1 protein-coding gene (cut by a window edge) is annotated in these 20,328 nt (G+C 48.5%); it reads right to left on the bottom strand.

All coding sequences use genetic code 11. The features are described 5' to 3' along the window. Positions 1-20,328, bottom strand: the 5' portion of a protein-coding gene (locus JNN12_11365; GenBank protein MBL7978928.1) for a DUF11 domain-containing protein. 11,367 nt of this gene lie to the left of the window's left edge; the window shows 20,328 of its 31,695 coding nt (coding positions 1-20,328); the start codon lies at positions 20,326-20,328; the stop codon falls past the left edge of the window.

Genomic DNA, 20,328 nt, shown 5'->3' with positions numbered 1-20,328 from the left:
CACATCCCAAACACCACCTGCATAAGTTCCTTGAGTCGCCGAGGATTGAACCAACGTTAGACCCGTTGGTAGGGTATCACCCACTTTCACTCCGGTCGCAGCTTGAGGACCATTGTTGGTGACAGCAACCGTAAAGGTCACATTTTCGCCCACATTCGCAACGGTCTTGCTTACATACTTTTCAACCTTAATATCCGCTTGTGGCGTATTGGGGTTGATGGTTGCCGAATCCTCATTATTGGAACGTACAGGATCGGTTTGATCCAGCCCGATGACCCGGACCGAGTTAATGATCTCGCCGACTTGATCTACGCGAACTTCAATTCGATACGTCTTACTTTCACCATTCTTAAGCAAGGGTATTGTTATAGCCCATGTGCGGTTTGCATTGTTATACGTACCGCCCGTAGCGGCTTTATAGGTCAGGCCAGCGGGAATCACATCGTTCAGCACCACATTTGTGGCATCAAATGGCCCATTATTTTTAACCACAATGTTGTACAATACCGATGCACCTACCTCCGGTGTAATGGTTCCACTGACCACTTCTTTATCCACCGCTACATCTGCTACCTGAGCAGAACAAGAAGGGCCAGCACAAACAGTCGCTTCTGATTGGTCGTTTGCGTTCACAGGATCCGTCGGTGACGAGGAAAGCCGTGTAGCAACATTGGTTGTAGTCCCATTTTGTGTCGCATTCCCAACGATTTTCAGGTTCACGGTCTGATTCACCGCGAGGTTTCCAATCGTCCATACACCCGTTGCAGCATTGTACGTGCCTGCACTTGGGCTGGCCGATATGAACGTCATGCTACCAGGCAACTTATCACTCACGGAGACATTCGTTGCGGCAGTCGGCCCATTGTTGGTGACCAAGATGGTGAAGGTTACGTTTTCTCCGAGGTTAACCGCTGCTTTGTCTGCACTTTTCAGAACCTCAATATCTGCAACCGGACCTTGTGGGTTTACGATGGCGAAGTCACTGTTATTAGAGGTTACTGGATCTGTTTGATCTAACGAGGTGATGTTCACAACGTTTGTTAAGGTTCCTGCCGCATCCACCTGGGCTTCAATGAAGAAACGCTTGGTTTCTCCTGCACCTATAAATGGCTGAGTATAAGACCAAGTACGAATCCCAGCATTGTATGCACCTTTTGTTGCGCTTACAAAGGTCAGTCCAGCAGGTAATGGATCGCTCACCACCACATTGGTCGCATCGAAAGGACCTCGGTTATACAGGTCAATGGTAAAAATCACCTTGCTTCCTACGGAAGGACTCAAGTCAGAGACGCCTTTTGTAATGCCAACATCCGCAAATTGACCACCACATCCTGTTCCTGCACAAACAGTTGCACGAGAAACATCATTCGATGCGTTCGGATCAGTTGGAGATGACGCAGTACGGGTTGCCGTATTGACGAAGCTACCTGAAGTAGCCACATTGGCCACAATCGTCAGCACCTTACTTTCTCCAACCACGAGGTCTCCAATTGCCCATTGCCCATTACCCGAATTGTAGGTTCCGGAAGACGCAGAGGCCGCCGAAAGGGAGAGGCCGCTCGGCAACAAGTCCGTCAGTACAACACCCGTAGCATTGTTTGGTCCAAGGTTTTTGGCAACAATGGTAAAAGTTACTTTGTCTCCTACATTTGCAACGGCTTTATCTACGGTTTTTTCAACCGCAATATCGGACGCGAAACGGACCAATGATACGGGATCAGCACTACCACAGGCATTTGCACCGAGGCTGCTACCACTGGCTTCCGCACAGGCTTTGTTGGTAAAAGGCCCAACATTGGTACTTCCGTTGGTTTGTATATTGGTCGTAAACTCAAATGTAACACTTGCATTTGGATCCAAATAATTGCTTGGATTTTGCAGTAAGACATCTGGATTTACATTTCCGTCATACAAGACATTGGGGGTCAAGTTAAAGGTCCCTGCAGATCCAACGATTGCGGGTTTTCCAGGTACCGTAACAGTGAAAGTAGCTGGGAAAACATCTGGGATAAGACGGTCGGTAAGACGGACATTGGTCACCCGAACAGTTCCCGGGTTTGTTACCGTAATCCGATATTTTACATCCATCGAGCCATCAGCCTTTTGAATTGGTGCGCCTGCCACAGTCTTAAACACGTTTATCAGCGGTACACCAAATCCAAAGGTTGTTGAAGCAACACCTACCACTTTTTGCCCGGTTGGTGCTGTTCCATCCACATTCGTGGTATTCGTGTAATCCGCGCTCGAAGCAGGAACCACTCCGTTCACTGTAAAGGTAATGGTTGCAGTAGCCCCTTTTGGTAAGGATGCCCCTGGAGCAAGTAGATTTACCGAACCGCTATTCTTCCCATTATATGATGGATTAAAGGTTCCTGTACCTGCCGTAAATTGAACCGTTCCACCTGAAATGCTACTATAATCACCCGCGATAGGTCTGGCGGTGTTAATGAAAGTATTCACCAGGTCGTCGGTTACATTCAAGTTGGTCAAGTCCGTATTTCCAGTATTCACTACCTGAATTTGGAAAGTCACACTATTGCTATTGGAAGCCGTTGTGATATTGGTCACCCTTTTGGTAACAGCCAAAGCGGGATTTTCCGAGACAATAGCTGTCGAGACCGTATTTGAAGTGACCGGAGAAGTCGGATCTTCTGGAGAAGAGGCCACTGCTACATTGTTCAATACCGTGTTTTCAAGACCAGTTGGAATAATACCCGAAATTACAATGCGGATTTCTTGGTTCGGATCGAGCGGCATGGCACTAACCGAAGCAGAGGTCATATTCAACGTTCCTGGCCAAGGCGATACGACAGCGCCATTGTTAATACGGTACGATGTATTTGTCAGCCCGATGTTATCGGTCAGGTTGATTGTATTAGCACGCGACGTACCATTATTCCGCACAATCAAGGTATAGCTGAGTTGGTCACCCACTTTAGCGCTTGATTTATCAACCAATTTAGACAGTGCAATGTCGGCACCACCCAAAATGGTTTGCACGATATTGGATTGTTTTGGCCCCGTCGGATCGTTCGGCGAGGAGACCGTTGCCACGTTGTTCAGTACCGATCCCGAAGGCAGGCTTGGAATCAACCCACGAATAAAGATGGTTACAGAGCCATTGGCCGCCAGATTAGGGATATTAATGCTATTACCGGCAGGCCAGGCGGTTCCGGCAGTCGGATACACAAAGTCCGAATTAACATTATAACGAGCATTTGTTAGCAACAAGGCATCATTCACCACCACATTAGTCGCTGTTACACTGCCTTGATTGGTAACCGTTATTCGATAGAGTAATTCATCACCCGCTTGTGCAGAAGATTTATTTACATCTTTCACAATCACCAAATTCGCACCACCAATAACGGTTTGTACGTTTGGCGACTGAACCGGGCTCGTCGGGTCTTGCGGAGAAGAAGCCTGTGCTACGTTGTTGATCACGGTACCAGCCGTCGTATTAGATGGAATCGTTCCGGTAATGGTGATGGTCATGCTCTCGCCAGAAACCAGGCCAGCAGTTGGCGTGATAACTACAGAACCCGTCCAAGCACCACTTGTAGGCGTTCCACCATTTACCGTATAGGTCGGATTTTGGAGCGCCAAGGCTGGCCCATCGTCAACGGTTACGGTATTGGCCGTTGCATTTCCGTTGTTCTTAACGGTCAAGGTATAGGTCAGGCTTTGACCAGCCGCCGCAGTGGCTTTGTCTGCTGTTTTCGTAATCACCAAATCTGCCGCGTTCACAACCGATCTAACTGGCGCCGAGGCCTGCTGACCATTTGGATCTTGTGGTGAAGAAACAGTAGCAACGTTTTCCAAAACCGAACCCGACGGTATGTTCGAGGGCACAAGGCCGCGAATAAAGACCGTTGTAGCAGCATTTGGAGCCAAGGCAGGTATGGTCAGGATGTTGCTCGCTGGCCAAGCCGTTCCAGTTGTTGCATAATTAAAGTCCGCATTCAGGTTGTACTTCGGATTAGTCAACGGAACAGCATCTGCAAGTGTCACCGAAGTGGCCGTGGCCGTCCCTTTATTCGTAACCGTCACCCGATACATCACCTCATCCCCTACTTGTACCGCTGTTTTGTCCACGTCTTTCACAATGCTGAGTTGAGCCGCACCCACAACCGTTTGTACTGGTGCAGACTGTTTTGGCCCTGTTGGGTCTTGTGGCGAGGACACCTGTGCAATGTTTTGTAAGATCGTTCCAGCCGCTGCACCTGAAGGAATGGTTCCGGTGATGGTCAAGGTCAGGGTTTCGTTCGATACCAAACCAGCCGTTGGTGTCACCACCAAAGAACCTGTCCAAGCTCCCGATGTTGGCGTTCCGCCGATCAGGGCATAGGTCGGATTGGTTAGGGCAAGTGCATTGGTATCATCTATCGTCAGGGTATTAACAACACCTGTTCCGTTATTGGTTACGTTAATCGTATAGGTCAACTGATCACCCGCTTGAGCCGCCGTCTTATCCACCGCCTTCGTGATGCGCAAGTTTCCACCACCAACGACCGTCTGAACCGTCGGAGAATTGACAGGGCTTGTTGGGTCTTGCGGCGAGGTCACCTGAGCGGTATTGTTGATTACGGTTCCGATAGGCGTATTGGCAGCAATCGTTCCGCGAATCGTAACCGTCATCGAGGCTCCAGAAGCCAAGCCGCCCGTTGGCGTAAATACAGTTGAACCTGTCCAGTTTCCACTTGCGGGCGTTGCACCACTTGCCGTAAACGTTGGGTTACTAATGGAGACCGGATCGTTCAGGGTGATGGTATTGGCCGTCGCATTTCCATTGTTGGTGATGGTAAGGGTATAAACCAATTCCTCACCCACATTGGCTGCCACTTTATTCACCGTTTTATTCACGGCCAAGTCTGCTGCATTAACCACCGTTTGGACCTTGGGCGATTGTGCGGGACTCGTCGGATCGTTCGGCGAGGATGCTTGTGCGATGTTCTCTAAAATCGCGCCCGGTACTACATTCGGAATACGTCCACGAATATAGATGGTAGCCGAAGCGCCCGGTGAAAGAGAGGTGGGCAACGTAATACTTGCATTGCTCGGCCAAGTGGTTCCGGCGGTTGCATATGCAAAATCAGCCCCTATATTGTATTTCGGATTCGTCAACGGCACATCATCGTTTACCACCACATTATTAGCGGTTGCGGTACCTTGGTTGGAAACCGTCACCACATAAAGGATCATATCCCCAGTAGCAGCAGCAGTTTTATTTACCGTTTTGGCTACCACCAAGTCTGCCGCGCCAATAACCGTTTGCACATTTGGCGACTTAACCGGAGCCGTTGGGTCTTCAGGCGAAGACACTTGTGCAACGTTATTGATAACCGTTCCGATGGGGGTATTCGTTGGAATAAGTCCTGTAATCGTGACAGTCATGCTCTCGTTCTGCACCAAGCCACCTGTCGGAATCAGGTTGATGATTCCAGTATAATTCCCACTCGCTGGGGTTCCACCCGTTACCGTAAAGGTTGGGTTCGTCAGCAGTACCGAGTCTTCCAAACGAACGGTATTTGCTGGGGCATTTCCGTTGTTGGTAATGGTCAGCGTATAGGTTAACCGATCACCCGCTTGTGCAGCAGATCTATCAACGGCTTTCGTAACTGTAAGGTCTGCAGCATTAATCACCGTTTTCACAACGGGAGATTGCGCTGGCCCTGTCGGATCATTGGGCGATGACGCTTGTGCGATGTTTTCAATCACACTTCCAGCAGGAACAGCCGGAATCAGACCACGAACATAAACCGTTGTACTGGCTCCAGCGGCCAAATTCCCCAAACCTATGGTATTGGTTGTGGGCCACGCCGTGCCACCTGCTGGGTAGCTCAAGTCCGCCCCCACATTGTATCGTGCAGAACCAATCGAGAGGTTATCGGTCAATTGGACACTCGTAGCAGTTGCCGTTCCGGTATTGGTTACGGTAATCACATAGCGCAATTGGTCACCGGATTGTGCCGCCGATTTATCCACCGATTTTTGCACCACCAAGTCCGCCGCACCAATCACCGTTGTTACCGTATTGGATGGGTTTGGATTCGATGGATCTGTAGGCGAGGAAGCCTGTGCGGTATTCGGGATGACGGAGCCAGCTGGCGTATTCGTTGGGATCAGCCCGCGCACAAAGACCGTAACAGCCGCATTGGGTGCTAAGTTCGAGAGGCTAACCGTATTATTAGTTGGCCATGCCGTTCCACCCGTTGCATAAGCAAAGTCTGCTCCCACATTATACCTAGCAGTAGTCAATGGTAGTGCATCGGTCAGGGTTATACCTGTTGCGGTAGCGGTTCCTTTGTTCGTAACCGTAATCTTGTAGAGCAGTTCGTCTCCGGCTTGAGCGGCGGTTTTGCTCACCTCTTTAAATACCGTAAGGTCTGCCGCACCAATTACCGTCGTAACGGTTGGCGAGGTTTTGGTTCCTTTCGGGTCTTGCGGAGAAGAAACTTGTGCCGAGTTTGGAATGGAAGTCCCAGCAGGAACGTTGGAAGGAAGATTGCCCGTAATCACCAATGTCATGCTCTCGCCCGATACAAGGCCACCTGTTGGCGTAATGTTCAGACTTCCCGTCCATACTCCACTTGCGGGTATGCCGCCTGTAAGGGTAAAGGTTGGATTTTGAAGCGCCGAAGTTGCTTGAGCATCATCCACTTTTACCGAATTTGCGGCAGCGGTTCCATTGTTTGTTACCGTAATCGTATAGATCAATTGGTCTCCGGCTTGTGCAACCGATTTATTCACCGCTTTCACAATGACAAGATCGGCACCACCAACAACGGTATTGACCTCCGGGCTGGTTACAGGACTGGTTGGGTCTTGCGGCGACGAGGCTTGCGCCGTATTCGATATCACCTTTCCAGCGGTCGTATTTGCAGGAATTGTTCCGGTTATCACCACCGTCATACTCTCGCCCGGAACCAACCCGCCCGTTGGTGTAACGGTCAGACTTCCAGTCCAAGTGCCGGAGGCAGGTGTTCCACCATTTACGGTATAAGACACGTTTTGTAATTCGGAAGCCGCTTGTGCGTCATCCACTTTCACCGATGCAGCAGCCGCGACACCATTATTGGTAATCGTGAGCGTATAGGTTAGGATGTCACCTGCTTGGGCGGCGGCTTTGTCCACCTTCTTATCAATCACCAAATCCGCGACACCAATAATGGTCTCCACCGTCGGAGACTTCTTCGGATCGCCCGGATCTTGTGGGGAGGAAACTTGTGCCGTGTTTTTGATACTTGTTCCAGGCGCTGTTGTCGCCGGAATAATACCAACAATCGTAATTGTCATGCTTTCGCCAGCCACCAATCCACCTGTCGGCGTGATAACCAACGAACCAGAAGTGGGCCATGCACCCGCAGCAGGTGTTCCACCATTAACAGTATAAGTTGGATTGCTGAGTGCCAATACACCCGGATCATCGAGCGTCACCGTATTTGCGGACGAGGTTCCGTTATTCGTCACCGTAATTGTATAAACCAATTGGTCTCCTACTTGAGCGGCGGTTTTGTTTACCGTCTTATTCACACTCAAGTTCGCACCACCGACAACCGTTTGAACAGTCGGCGATTGGTTTGGACTGGTCGGGTCTTGCGGCGACGAGACTTGCGCGGTATTCGGAATGACGGTACCTGGTGTAGTCGTAGCCGGAATCGTTCCTTTGATAACTATGGTCATGCTCTCGCCCGGAACCAAATCACCTGTTGGGGTGATGTTCAGGCTGCCCGTCCATGTTCCAGAAGTTGGCGTTCCACCTGTTACGGTATAAGTTACGTTTTGCAACGAAGCAACCACTTGCGGATCATCCACCAAAACCGTTTTCGCATTTGCAGTACCATTATTGGTGACGGTAAGGGTATAGGTTAATTGATCACCAACCTGTGCGTTTGCTTTGTCAACGGTTTTGTTTACCGTAAGGTCTGCTGCCCCAATGACCGTTTGGACTTCTGGGGATTGCACCGGACTGGTTGGGTCTTCGGGCGAGCTTACTTGTGCTACGTTTGGAATAACCGTTCCCGGAGCAGTTGTTGTTGGAATTGTTCCAGTGATCAACACTGTCATCACTTCGTTTGGAACCAGACCACCTGTTGGAATAAGGTTGATGGTTCCAGTAAAGGTACCACTCGCTGGGACGCCACCCGTTACCGTAAACGTTGGATTTTGCAATGCGAGTGCTCCAGCATCATTCAGCGTAATGGTATTGGCTGTCGCATTTCCGTTATTCCTGATTGTAATGGTATAGGTTAAGACATCTCCCGCATTCGCTGCATTTTTATTTACGGTTTTATCCACCACCAAATCTGCGGCGTTAATGACCGTTTGCACAGGATTAGACTTTTCGGAACCATTAGGATCATTGGGTGAAGAGGCCTGCGCAATGTTTTGCAAAACTGATCCAGGCGGTACTGCCGGAACCAAACCACGAATATAGATCGTAGCCGTTGCATTCGGAGCCAATGCTGTCGGAAGGGTGATCGTTCCCGGCCACGCCGTTCCAGCCGTAGCATAGTTAAAGTCTGCACCAATTGCATACTTCGGTGTGGAAAGCGGTACGGCATCGGTAACGGATACGTTGGTAGCGGTAGCCGTTCCTTGATTTTTCACCACGATCTTATACATAAGTTGATCGCCCGGTTGCGCCGCTGTTTGACTCACCTCTTTGGTGACCACCAAATCTGCTGCTCCAATCACGGTTTGAACAGGTGTAGATGTTACTGGACTCGTTGGGTCTTCCGGCGAGCTTACTTGTGCCGTATTGGGGATAATGGTTCCCGGAGCGGTACTGGCAGGAACCGTTCCCGAAATATAGACCGTGATACTTTCCCCTTTCTTAAGAGGATTTACCGGTGTAAAGGTCAATTGACCTGTCCACGCAGCAGGTCCAGTGGGAGCCGCATTGACTGCGGTATAAGTCGGATTCTGTAAGGCCATTGCGCCTGCGTCACTCACCAAGATGGTTTTTGCATCGCCATTTCCATTGTTTGTAATGGTGATGGTGTAAGCAATAAAGTCTCCGGGTTGTGCGGCAGTTTTGTTTACGGTTTTCGTCACTGCAAGATCAGCGGCATTAATCACCGTTTGGACTGGCGGACTCACTGCTGGCCCATCTGGATCATTGGGTGAGGAAGCCTGCGCAATATTTTGCACAACAGCACCAGAAGGTGTATTAGTTGGGATGATACCGCGAATAAAGACGGTTACGGTTGTATTCGGTGCAATAGAGTTAGGCAACGTAAGGCTATTGCTCGAAGGCCAGGCCGTACCACCTGTGGCATACAAAAAGTCCGCACCAATCGCATATTTTGGAGAAGCTAATGGCACCGCATCCTGAAGTACCACATTACTGGCCGTTGCCGTTCCTTTGTTGGTAATCGTAATCCGATATAGCAATTGGTCTCCCGCCTGGGCAGCGGTTTTGTCCACATCTTTCGCAACCACCAAATCGGCACCTCCAATTACTGTCTGCACAGGATTTGAAGGGGTTGTTCCATTCGGATCTTGCGGTGAAGCAACCGAAGCGCTATTTACCAAAACTGTGCCTGGGGTAGCAGTAGCAGGAACCGTTCCATTAATACGGATGATAATGGATTGATTTTTCGCCAAGCCTATTCCACCTGGTGTAATAGTCAACGAACCGGTCCAATTACCACTTGCAGGAGTTCCACCCGTTACCGTATAGGTTGGGTTGGTAAGGTTTGTTACCGCCGCACCATCATTAACCAGAATACTGGTGGCTGGCGCATCCCCTACATTTGTTACCGTAAGGGTGTAGGAAAGTGGGTCACCTGGAGAGGCTGCGGTCTTGTCCACTTGCTTATTAATGGTCAGGTTTGCCACCGGAACACGTGTCTCAACTTCGTTCGAGGTCTTTGGATCCACATTTGGAGCAGACACCGTTGCCGTATTACGGAAGTTGCTTCCCAACAACGAAGTTGGGACCGTACCTGAGATGCGAACCGTCACAACTTCATTGGGAGCCAAACCACCTAAAGGCGTAATTTTGAGCGTTCCCGTCCATGCCCCACTTCCGGTAGCATCACCCGATAGGGTATATTGGGGGGTGTTCAGTTGCAATGCTTGCGTGTCATTTACCGTCAATTCGGGGAGTGTCTGATCGCCGTTATTCCGCACTGTAATGCTATAAATCACGGTTTCACCCACATTCGCAACCACTTTATCCACCGCCTTGGTAATGTCTAAGCTTGCGGTACGCGGTTTTACATTCACTTGGGCACATCCATAATCATCTTCTGTACTCACCCCATTTGAAGGCGTAGAGTCAAGATCAGCTTCACTTTGGTTACTGATCTCGGCACAGTTCGTCATCGCAATGGCCTGATTTGCCGTGACCGTTAGATTTAATGTTTTGCTAGCACCTGCTGCCAAAGTTCCAACAGTCCATTGTTTAGTGGCGGCATCAAATGCAGGGTCACTTGCACTAACAAAGGTAAAGCCAGAAGGTAAAACATCTACCACTTTAACATTGGTAGCGGAATAAGCACTAGTATTCGCAACACGAATAGTAAAGACCACATTTTCGCCCACCAAAACTTCTTGCTTGCTGGCCGTTTTTTGCAATTCCAAATCCACAATCGGCTGTCCTGAAATCACCACTTGGTCATCGTCGTCTTCGGTTGTGGAGTTATTATTTGGTGTGGAATCTATATCGGTTTCGTTGGCCGCACTCACTTGCGCATAGTTGACAATCTGCCCAGCGGCTGCAACGTTAGCAGTAATTAACAGGTTTTCCGCTGCATTTACGGGCATATTACCGATAGTCCAAATGCCAGTGGCAGGCACATAAGTACCGGCACTCGGCGTATTGGAAACATATATTAAGCCCGTAGGCAACAAGTCTTTAACGGCCACACCGGTCGCATTGCTTGGGCCACGATTTACGACACGAATCGTAAAGGTGACATTCTCACCCACCTTGGGGATATTGTTATCCACCACCTTGGTCAATTCCAAATCAATACGTGGCTGCACAGTTACTGTCCGACATTCATCGTCGTCTTCATTTGTAGAATTATTACCCGGTTGCGAGTCAACATCCATTTCAGAAGCACGGGATACCTCCGCACAATTGGTAGCAGTCCCATTGGCTTTCGCCACTATTTGAAGGGCGACCGATTGATTTACCGCCAAGTTGCCAATGACCCACGAACCCGTCGCAGCATTGTAGCCACCCACCGAACTGCTGGACGACACATACTCCATTCCATTCGGGAGAAAATCCGAAACCTGAACATTAGTGGCATTTTGTGGCCCTTTGTTTTGAACCGTTACAGTAAAGGTCACATTTTCTCCAACAACAGGTGTTGCATTGTTCACCACTTTCGTGAGTTCAAGGTCAATGCGTTGTGGCGAGGTGGTTACCTTTGCACACGCATCGTCATCTTCTTTTACGTTCGCGGCATTGCCGGGTGTGGAATCCACATCCGTTTGACCTGCGGCACTTACCTCCGCACAGTTATCAACCGTTGCCGGAGTACCCGTAGCCAACGCAGTAATTTGCAGGCTGGCAGTGGTATTCACCGCCAAGTTACCCACACTCCAGATTCCTGTTGCGTTGTTGTAACTTCCCGAAGCCGTTGTAAAGTTTTGATAGGTGAGACCAGCGGGTAAAAGGTCTTTTACGTTCACACCCGTTGCTGGGGAAGGCCCGTCATTGCGAACGGTCACCGTAAAGGTCACTGATGTACCCGCAACAGGTGCCGAATTGTTTACGACTTTCGTAAGGCTTAAGTCAATTCTCGCCTCGCCAGTAAGCGTTACCTGATCGTCATCATCCTCTGTTGTCGAATTATTACCCGGCGTAGAATCCACATCGGTTTCATTGGCTTTGTTTATTTGGGCATAATTAACCACCGTGTTTGCAGTCGTCATTTTCGCCACCAAAGTTAACTCGACTGACTGATTGACGGCTAAATTACCGACCGTCCAAATGCCCGATGTAGGATTAAACCCTCCTTGTGTCGAAGAAGAGGAAACATATTGAAGACCTGTTGGCAATACGTCTTTAACTTCTATTCCGGTACCATTATTTGGACCTTTATTCACCACCGTTATGGTAAAGGTGACATTCGAGTTAATTGCTGGCTTATTGTTGTCCACCGTTTTGGTCAACTCAAGGTCTATACGAGGCGTTCCTTGTAAACTAACCTGATCATCATCATCTTCGGTTGTGGAATTATTGTTCGGCGTAGAGTCCACATCAGGTTCATTGGCCGCACTCACTTGGGTGTAGTTGGTCACGAGGTCTCTCGTATTTACCGTAGCTGTAATCTGAAGAGTCACCGCTTGTCCATTCGCAAGGTTGCCTACTGTCCAGATACCACTTCCATTGTCAAATGAACCAACAGATGGACTTGCCGAAACAAAGGCTAATCCCGCTGGCAAGGCATCTTTTACTGCCACACCTGTCGCGCCACTGGGACCTTTATTGATAAGTGAAAGCGTGAAAATCACATTTTGACCCACTATCGGCGCATTGTTGTTTACAGATTTTGTCAACTCGAGGTCTATCTTCTTTGCGGCCTGAATCAACACAGCATCGTCGTCGTCTTCGGTATTGGAATTATTGCCCGGTGTGGAATCAATATCTGTTTCATTCGCTGTTGCAACTTGCGCATAGTTCCGGAGTGGATCCGTTGTGGTGACCGTTGTTACAATATCTAATCGAACAGACTGACCTACGGCGAGGTTTCCAATATTCCAAGAACCTGTTGCGCTTGTATAGCCGCCCTGTGTTGCTGTCGCAGATTTAAAGGTCTGACCCAAAGCCAGAAGATCCGAAACCGTCACACCTGTCGCATTGCTTGGCCCTTTATTGACAACCGTTATCGTATAGGTTACATCACCATTGATGGCAGGTGTAGTTGTATTAACAGATTTGGTCAATTCAAGGTCAATCACCGGCTTTCCAGAAAGGATCACCTGATCGTCATCATCCTCTGTCGTAGAATTGTTGCCCGGCGTGGAATCAATATCTTGCTCATTGGCTTTATTCACCTGCGCATAATTGATAACCGTATTGGTTGTGGTAACTTTAGCCACAATTTGTAGCTGCACTGTTTGATTGATGGCAAGGTTTCCGATAGTCCAAATTCCGGTAGAAGCCACATAGCTGCCTTGTGTTGCAGAAGAAGAGACAAACTGCAATCCGGCTGGCAAGGCATCACGAACTTCTATACCAGTACCATTGTTCGGCCCTTTGTTCACGACTGTAACGGTGAAGGTCACATTGTCGTTGATATTGGGCGCAGTAGTATTGACTGTTTTGGTCAGTTCAAGGTCAATTTTTGCTGCTCCTTGTATGGTAACCTGATCGTCGTCGTCTTCTGTTGTGGAGTTGTTTCCAGGAGTGGAATCTATATCGGTTTCGGTTGCAAAATTAACCTGGGCATAGTTCGTGATCGGATTCGTACTATTTACGGTTGCGGTAATTTGCAGGCTTACCACTTGATTCACAGCAATATTGCCAATACTCCAAATACCCGTCGTATTGTTGTATGATCCATTTACACCGCTTGCCGACACAAAGGTCAGTCCGGCTGGCAACTGATCCGAAACCGTCACATTTGTTGCCGGAGCAGGGCCTTTGTTCACTACCGAAAGGGTGAAGGTGACCGTGCCGCCCAATTGCGGACTGGTGGTGTTTACTGTCTTGGTCAGTTCCAGATCAATTTGTGGTCTTGTAGAAAGCACCACCGCATCGTCGTCGTCTTCGGTATTGGAATTATTGCCCGGTGTCGAGTCTATATCGGTTTCATTCGCCGTTGCTACTTGCGCATAATTCCGAACTTGTTCTGTAGTTGTTGGCTTTGCCACAATCTGGAGCGTCACCGTCTGATTTACTGCCACATTACCAATGGTCCAAGCGCCCGTCGCAGCATTATATGCCGCCGCAGGATTTGCCGATACAAATTGTAAGCCAGTTGGTAAAAGGTCACTGACAGTCACTCCTGTTGCATTGCTCGGCCCTTTGTTTACAACCGAAATTGTAAACGTCACATTTTGGCCAATTACAGGTGTGGTAGTACTGGCGGTTTTCGTTAATTCAAGGTCAATAACGGGCGTCGTGGAAATGGTTGCACAGGCATCATCATCTTCCGTCGTAGAGTTGTTATTGGGTGTAGAGTCTATATCGGTTTGATTCGCCGCATTCACTTCCACACAGTTATTGGTGGTACTGTTGATTTTAGCCGTGAGCAGTAAGGTAGCAGAACCATTTATTGCCAGGTTGCCCACCGTCCATAACCCGCTGGCATTTACATAACTTCCTTGGCTCGCCGAGGCGCCCACAAACGTGGCGGTCGCAGGCAACAAGTCTTTAAGCACAACCCCCGTCGCCTCACTTGGCCCTTTATTCACCACAGTAATGGTAAAGCTGGCTTCTCCACCTACAGGAACACTGTTGGTATTGGCCACCTTATTTACTTCCAGATCAATTCTTGGTTGTACGGTAAATTGCGCACAGGCATAGTCATCCTCGGTTTGGACATTGTTTCGCGGCGTAGAATCCGTATCCAATTGATCAGCGGTACCCACTTCTGCACAATTACGAACCGTATTGGGCGTACCCGTTGCGGTTCCGGTAATCGTAAGCGTGGCGGTTTGATTCACATTCAAGTTCCCTACCGTCCACAAACCAGTCGTTGGGTTATATCCACCGCTATTAGAAACATATTGGAACCCACCTGGCAACACGTCATCTATCGCAACACCCGTGGCATTTTGGGGTCCTTTATTGATAACCGTCAAGGTGAAGGAGACCGTTCCACCAATTGTCGGGTTGGCATTGTTAACCGTTTTTGTTAATTCCAGATCAATGCGCTGCGGTGAAGTAGTGACTTTGGCACAGGCATCATCGTCTTCATGGGTTGCAGAAGCATTGTTTGGCGTAGAGTCGGCATCAACTTCGGTGGCACTGCTCACCTCGGCACAGTTGGTGGCCATAGAAGGATTTCCGGTTGCCGTCGCCGTGATCGCAAGGGTGGGGGTTGCATTTACGGCTACATTGCCAATAGACCAAACACCCGTAGCACTGTTATAATTACCGACGCTTGGAGTAGCAGATACAAAGGTAAGACCATTCGGAAGTAGGTCTTTCACATTTACACCCGTAGCAGCACTCGGCCCTTTGTTGGTAACGGTAATGGTAAAGGTGACGTTATTTCCCGCAACCGGACTTGCATTATTTACGGTTTTGGTCAATTCCAAATCAATCTTGGGTGCTACGGTTACACTCTTACAATCGTCATCATCTTCGTTTGGTGTCTCGGTCACACTGTTAAAGTTGTTCGGTGTCGAGTCCACATCGGTCTGATCTGCGGCTTTTACTTGTGCACAGTTCTTTGCGGTTGCATTGGCTATGGTGCGAATCAGCAAGGTAGCAGTTGCATTGACATTCAATGTCCCTACCGTCCAAAGACCTGTTGCATTATTATAACTCCCTTGGCTTGGCGTAGCAGCACTGAACGACATACCATTCGGGAGAAGGTCTTCTAAAGCAACGCCTGTGGCAGTATTGGGCCCCTTATTCACTACCGACACTGTAAATTCAACGGTATCTCCTACATTAGCGGTGGTCTTATTGGTCAGTTTTGTCAATTCCAAATCAATCAGCGACTTCGGCCCAAGAGTAACTTGGTCATCGTCATCTTCATTCGTGGAATTATTACCCGGCGTAGAATCCACATCCATCTCGTTGGCCTTCGAAACCTGGGCATAATTGGTCACCTGATTGGTCGTGACGACCTTCGCCACAATTTGCAGGTTTACGCTTGCATTAACCGCCATTCCACCGATCGTCCAAATACCGCTTGCATTAACATAGGATCCTTGAGAAGCCGTCGCACTCACATACTGAAGCCCTGCGGGTAACACATCACTTACCTCAACCCCTGTTGCGGCAATTTGGCCGACATTCCGAACGGTCACCGTAAACGTGACATTATCATTAAAATTCGGCGTAGAGTTATTTACCGTCTTTGTCAGTTCAAGATCAATCTTTCCGGTTCCATTCAAAGACTTGGTGTCATCATCATCTTCATTTGTAGAACCATTCCCCGGTGTAGAATCCACATCCATTTCATTTGCGGCATTGACTTCTGCATAATTTATAATACTACCCGTTTGCTGAATAGTGGTAACAAGCGCCAACGTGAGTGTCTCATTTACAGCCACATTGCCCACCGTCCAAATTCCAGTTGATTGGTTGTAAGAACCTCGAGAAGGGGTTGCACTTACGAAAGTGGTTCCGGCAGGTACATTTTCCCTTACCGTAACACCCGTTGCGGCATTGGGGCCTTTATTAACCAACGTGACCGTCCAAGTAACATTTTGGCCAATATTTGCAGAGGTTGCACTTACGGCTTTGGTAAGTTCAAGGTCAATCTTATTTACAGGGCCAACGTCTTTACAATCATCGTCGTCTTCGTTCGGCCCGGTTCCATTGTTGTAATTGTTTGGCGTTGAATCGGAATCAAACTCATTAGCCTTTGTGACTTCAGCACAGTTCTTAGCCGTCCCATTGGCTGTTGCACGGATTTGCAGGGTAGCCGTCTGGTTCACATTAAGCGTTCCAACCGTCCAGATACCCGTTCCATTTGTATAAGAGCCTTGGCTGGCAGTGGCACTTTGGTAAACCAAGTTCGTTGGTAACAAATCTTTCACCTCTACGCCTGTGGCTTGGGCAGGTCCTTTGTTCGTTACAGAAATCGTAAAGTTAACGGTTCCACCCGTTACAGGATTGGCATTATCCACTACTTTTACTAACTCAAGATCTGCAACTTTATAGAATCCAGCATCCACCGTTTTATTTTCTTGGCCAGCTACCAATGTATAAGTTCCTGTCATACCTGTGGTTGGATCGTTATCGCTGTCACTGGTATCAGAACCCTGATCTTTAAGGGTCGGAACATATCCAGAAGGAGTTGTAAACATCACTTTATAAGTCCCAGCCTGTAAGTTGCCAAACATGTACATCCCACTGCCATCGGTCGTCGTAGTGCTGAGGGTATTGTTTGAAGGATCCAACAACTTAACCTGCACATTGGGAATACCAGGTTCTCCTGTATCCTGTTGACCGTTACGGTTACGGTCTTCCCAAACATAATCCCCTATTTTGGCTTTGGCACAATTCACTTCCGCTTCCAAGGCTCCTGCAATCACATAAGACTGGCCATCTACACCCGAAACCACCTGGCCATTGCGTGTATCTATCGTGATTGTGACAGAAGTGGCCGTTGCCGGAACATTGGTGAGCGTCACCATTGGCATGGCCAAACAGCAATTCCCCAAACTGGTATCTGGCCCACGGATAATGACTGAGTTACTCACGCCACCAGCCGTTGCCGTCACCTTGAGGGCACGCCCATCATTTGTCAATTCTGAAATTGGAACGGTCACTTTCAAATCCCGACTACCTGCATCGGTTGGAATATTGAGGGTCAAGGTTTGAATATCATTGTAGCCACTTAGGGTCGTAAATTTACCTGTGGTGGATTTACCATCACCCGTTCCCATATAGAACGGATATACGACAAAAGATTGGAGGCTGGATTGGGCACTGGTGTTGTCATAGCGAACTGATGCGGTTCCTGGAAGCACCGCACGATAAACCCATACATCCGAACTAGTACCTGGAGGAGTAATTCGATTTGCAGAATATGCTGTTCCGGAAGCATCTTTAAACGTTGTGGTGGCGCCTGGATTAGAACCTTTATACACCACCTCGGCCACCACCTGAAATACAGCACCACTATTTGGAATCGAAATCGTTTGTGGAAGGGTTGCGCCATTGACCCCTCTACCATATAGCCCCACATTTTTATCGTCCGTACAAACATATGCCCAACCATCAGGAGGAGGTGGGCCAGCATTAAAGCCAAAATCATAGGTATGATTGGTAACCCCATAACCACCCGTCGTGAGTGCTATTATGGCGTTATTGCCACTCATTGTGGCATCGCTGTCTATTGCATCGTTCGTACCAACATTCGCATTTGAAAGAGAATAGGATGTAACAGCCGTCTGGGTTTTGTCTAAGCGAATTTCATATGCCATATTTGGCAAAAGCCCGCCTGTTACGTTTCCATTATTAAAGTAGTATTCCCCTTTGGTATCGGTAGTTGTGGTTGCCACTTGGCTACCACTCTTGAACAGACGCACCGTTACACCCGAAATGCCCCCTTCACCTGCGTCTTGAATCCCATCTGAGTCAGTATCTAACCACACGCGGTTCCCGATTTCGAGTGGGGCAGGCGAGCAAAGCAATTCAACATCACCGAGGCCAACTGCCTTACCAAAACCACTCACATCATTAGAATCTTTATATAATACGTTTCCACGTACAAAGGCGCCCGTATTGTTTCTACTATAAATAACACCACCCGCCCAATAAGAACCGTTGATCGGGTCTTCTGAAACACTAATGATTTCACCCGATCCAGGGCGCACGGCGAGACCTCCCTGAAATTGCTGGTCATGTTCGTACTGATCATCAGCCCAGAAAAACTCACCGCCACCTGGACCTTGTCCATTTCCAGCACCACCGGAGCTAAAACTTCCCGATGTACCGTTGTTTTCCAGTACCCAAGAAGATCCGGATTTCGCTGCCCGGTACATGTCTCCGGCTTGCCCACCACTAAATAATTGATTCGTTACAGGATTAATGTTTGCCCGACCCGATTGATGGCCAAACCTATCGGTAAAACCAAGAATCATCGCACCATCAACATCAAATTCAATATCACTGAGAATGGGCTGCGGATATGCGATAACAAATGTATCGTTGATATTGGGGAAAGTCGTGATCCATGGACGCCAATTCGCAGAGTAACTGGTAATGGCAGTGCCCCTGTTAAAGTTTAAACCGGAGGTAAAGACTGGGGTAGTATTGAAGGAACTGGTGGACTCATTAAACTCATAAACCAATGCTCGAAGGTTATTGGCATCCTGAGAAGATTGAGCATTGCACACAATACCGATATAAACTTTCCCTCTATAAGCCTTGGTTGCAAATGGACGGTAATCACCACCCGTGCAACCAGGGTTTGGAACAGGATAACTTGAAATATCGGAAGCGGTTACCGCACTTCCAGCTTTTGCTGGGCTACCAATATTTACTTTTAGCAAAGAGCGGGTGAACAAATTCATGACATATAATTTGCTACCATCTTCCGAAAGGTCAATATCCCCTAAACCCACTTTACCAACTGCATCAAAAGCACCTGTGTCTGAATTGGCATCAATTTTATTGGCTGGCAAGCCAGTATGCGGATCATTGCCTGCACCAAAACCGAGCGTACCTAAATCAATGTAATTAGAAACAGTGGGCGTGGAAGTAGAATAATCTATCAGGTAGATCCCATCCGTCCCGAGAGGCCCAAGACCAGCATGCCGCTTAATAAAGGCGCTCGCAAAAAGTTTTTTCGATTCGCGTTGATAGGCCACCCCCCAAGTAGCGCCAATTTTGTTGGCGGTGGTTGTGGCTGTCGGCGAACTGAAATCACTATCAGAATAGTTATACGTCCAGAAGGCATTTGAGCTTGCCGCAGTACCACCCCCTAACGGATTACCATTTACGTAAAAGGGCGTGGCCATCTTTGGATTATTCTCGCAGTAATCTGCCGGATAGTTAATCCCCAAGTTCACATTCGAAGCAGGTGCGGTGGCAAACTGTATCGTTGTTCCATTTCCACTACCTGCATTGGTAGGATAAGACCCTGTGGGTATCTGGGTAAACTCAATCCGAACTTGTGTCCCGCTCGAAACCGACAAAGAATATGAACCACTTGCATTCGTGGTGGTAGAGGTAATAAGCGCCCCATTACTCCCATAGGCCGAGACCAAGACACCAGGCACCCCGATATCATAGGTATCTTTTACCCCGTTGCTGTTATAATCATTATAAACAAAGCCCGTCACATTGGTGAATAGCACATTCTGAACAGCGTTTGGCGTGTCTGCCACCTCCGAGACCCCATCTTTCACATTTGAAAACATAGGCTCCGGAACCACTAAATCCTCAAAAATAAGTGGTTTAGCCATCTCCATTTTTGATATAGGATCTCCTCCTGCATCTTGAAGTGTTTGTTCCTGAGCCGAAAGCCCTTGTGGAGAAACCAACAGCATGGTAAAGGCTGCAAAACTAAAAATGCCTGCCCCAAGGCGGCTTACACAACGTTCAAACATGTGCATGGATCTATAAACGGTGGATGGATGGTCTTGATAAAATGAATACCGGAAGAGGGTTGCAGTACTTCTTTCGGCGGTCAGAATCGTTTTATTACAAACATTTCGCGTTCGCTTCAT

Source organism: Bacteroidetes Order II. bacterium, assembly GCA_016788705.1.
GTDB lineage: Bacteria > Bacteroidota > Rhodothermia > Rhodothermales > UBA2364 > UBA2364.
Note: the sequence above shows the minus strand (reverse complement) of the source record. Positions and strands in the feature narration are given on the sequence as shown.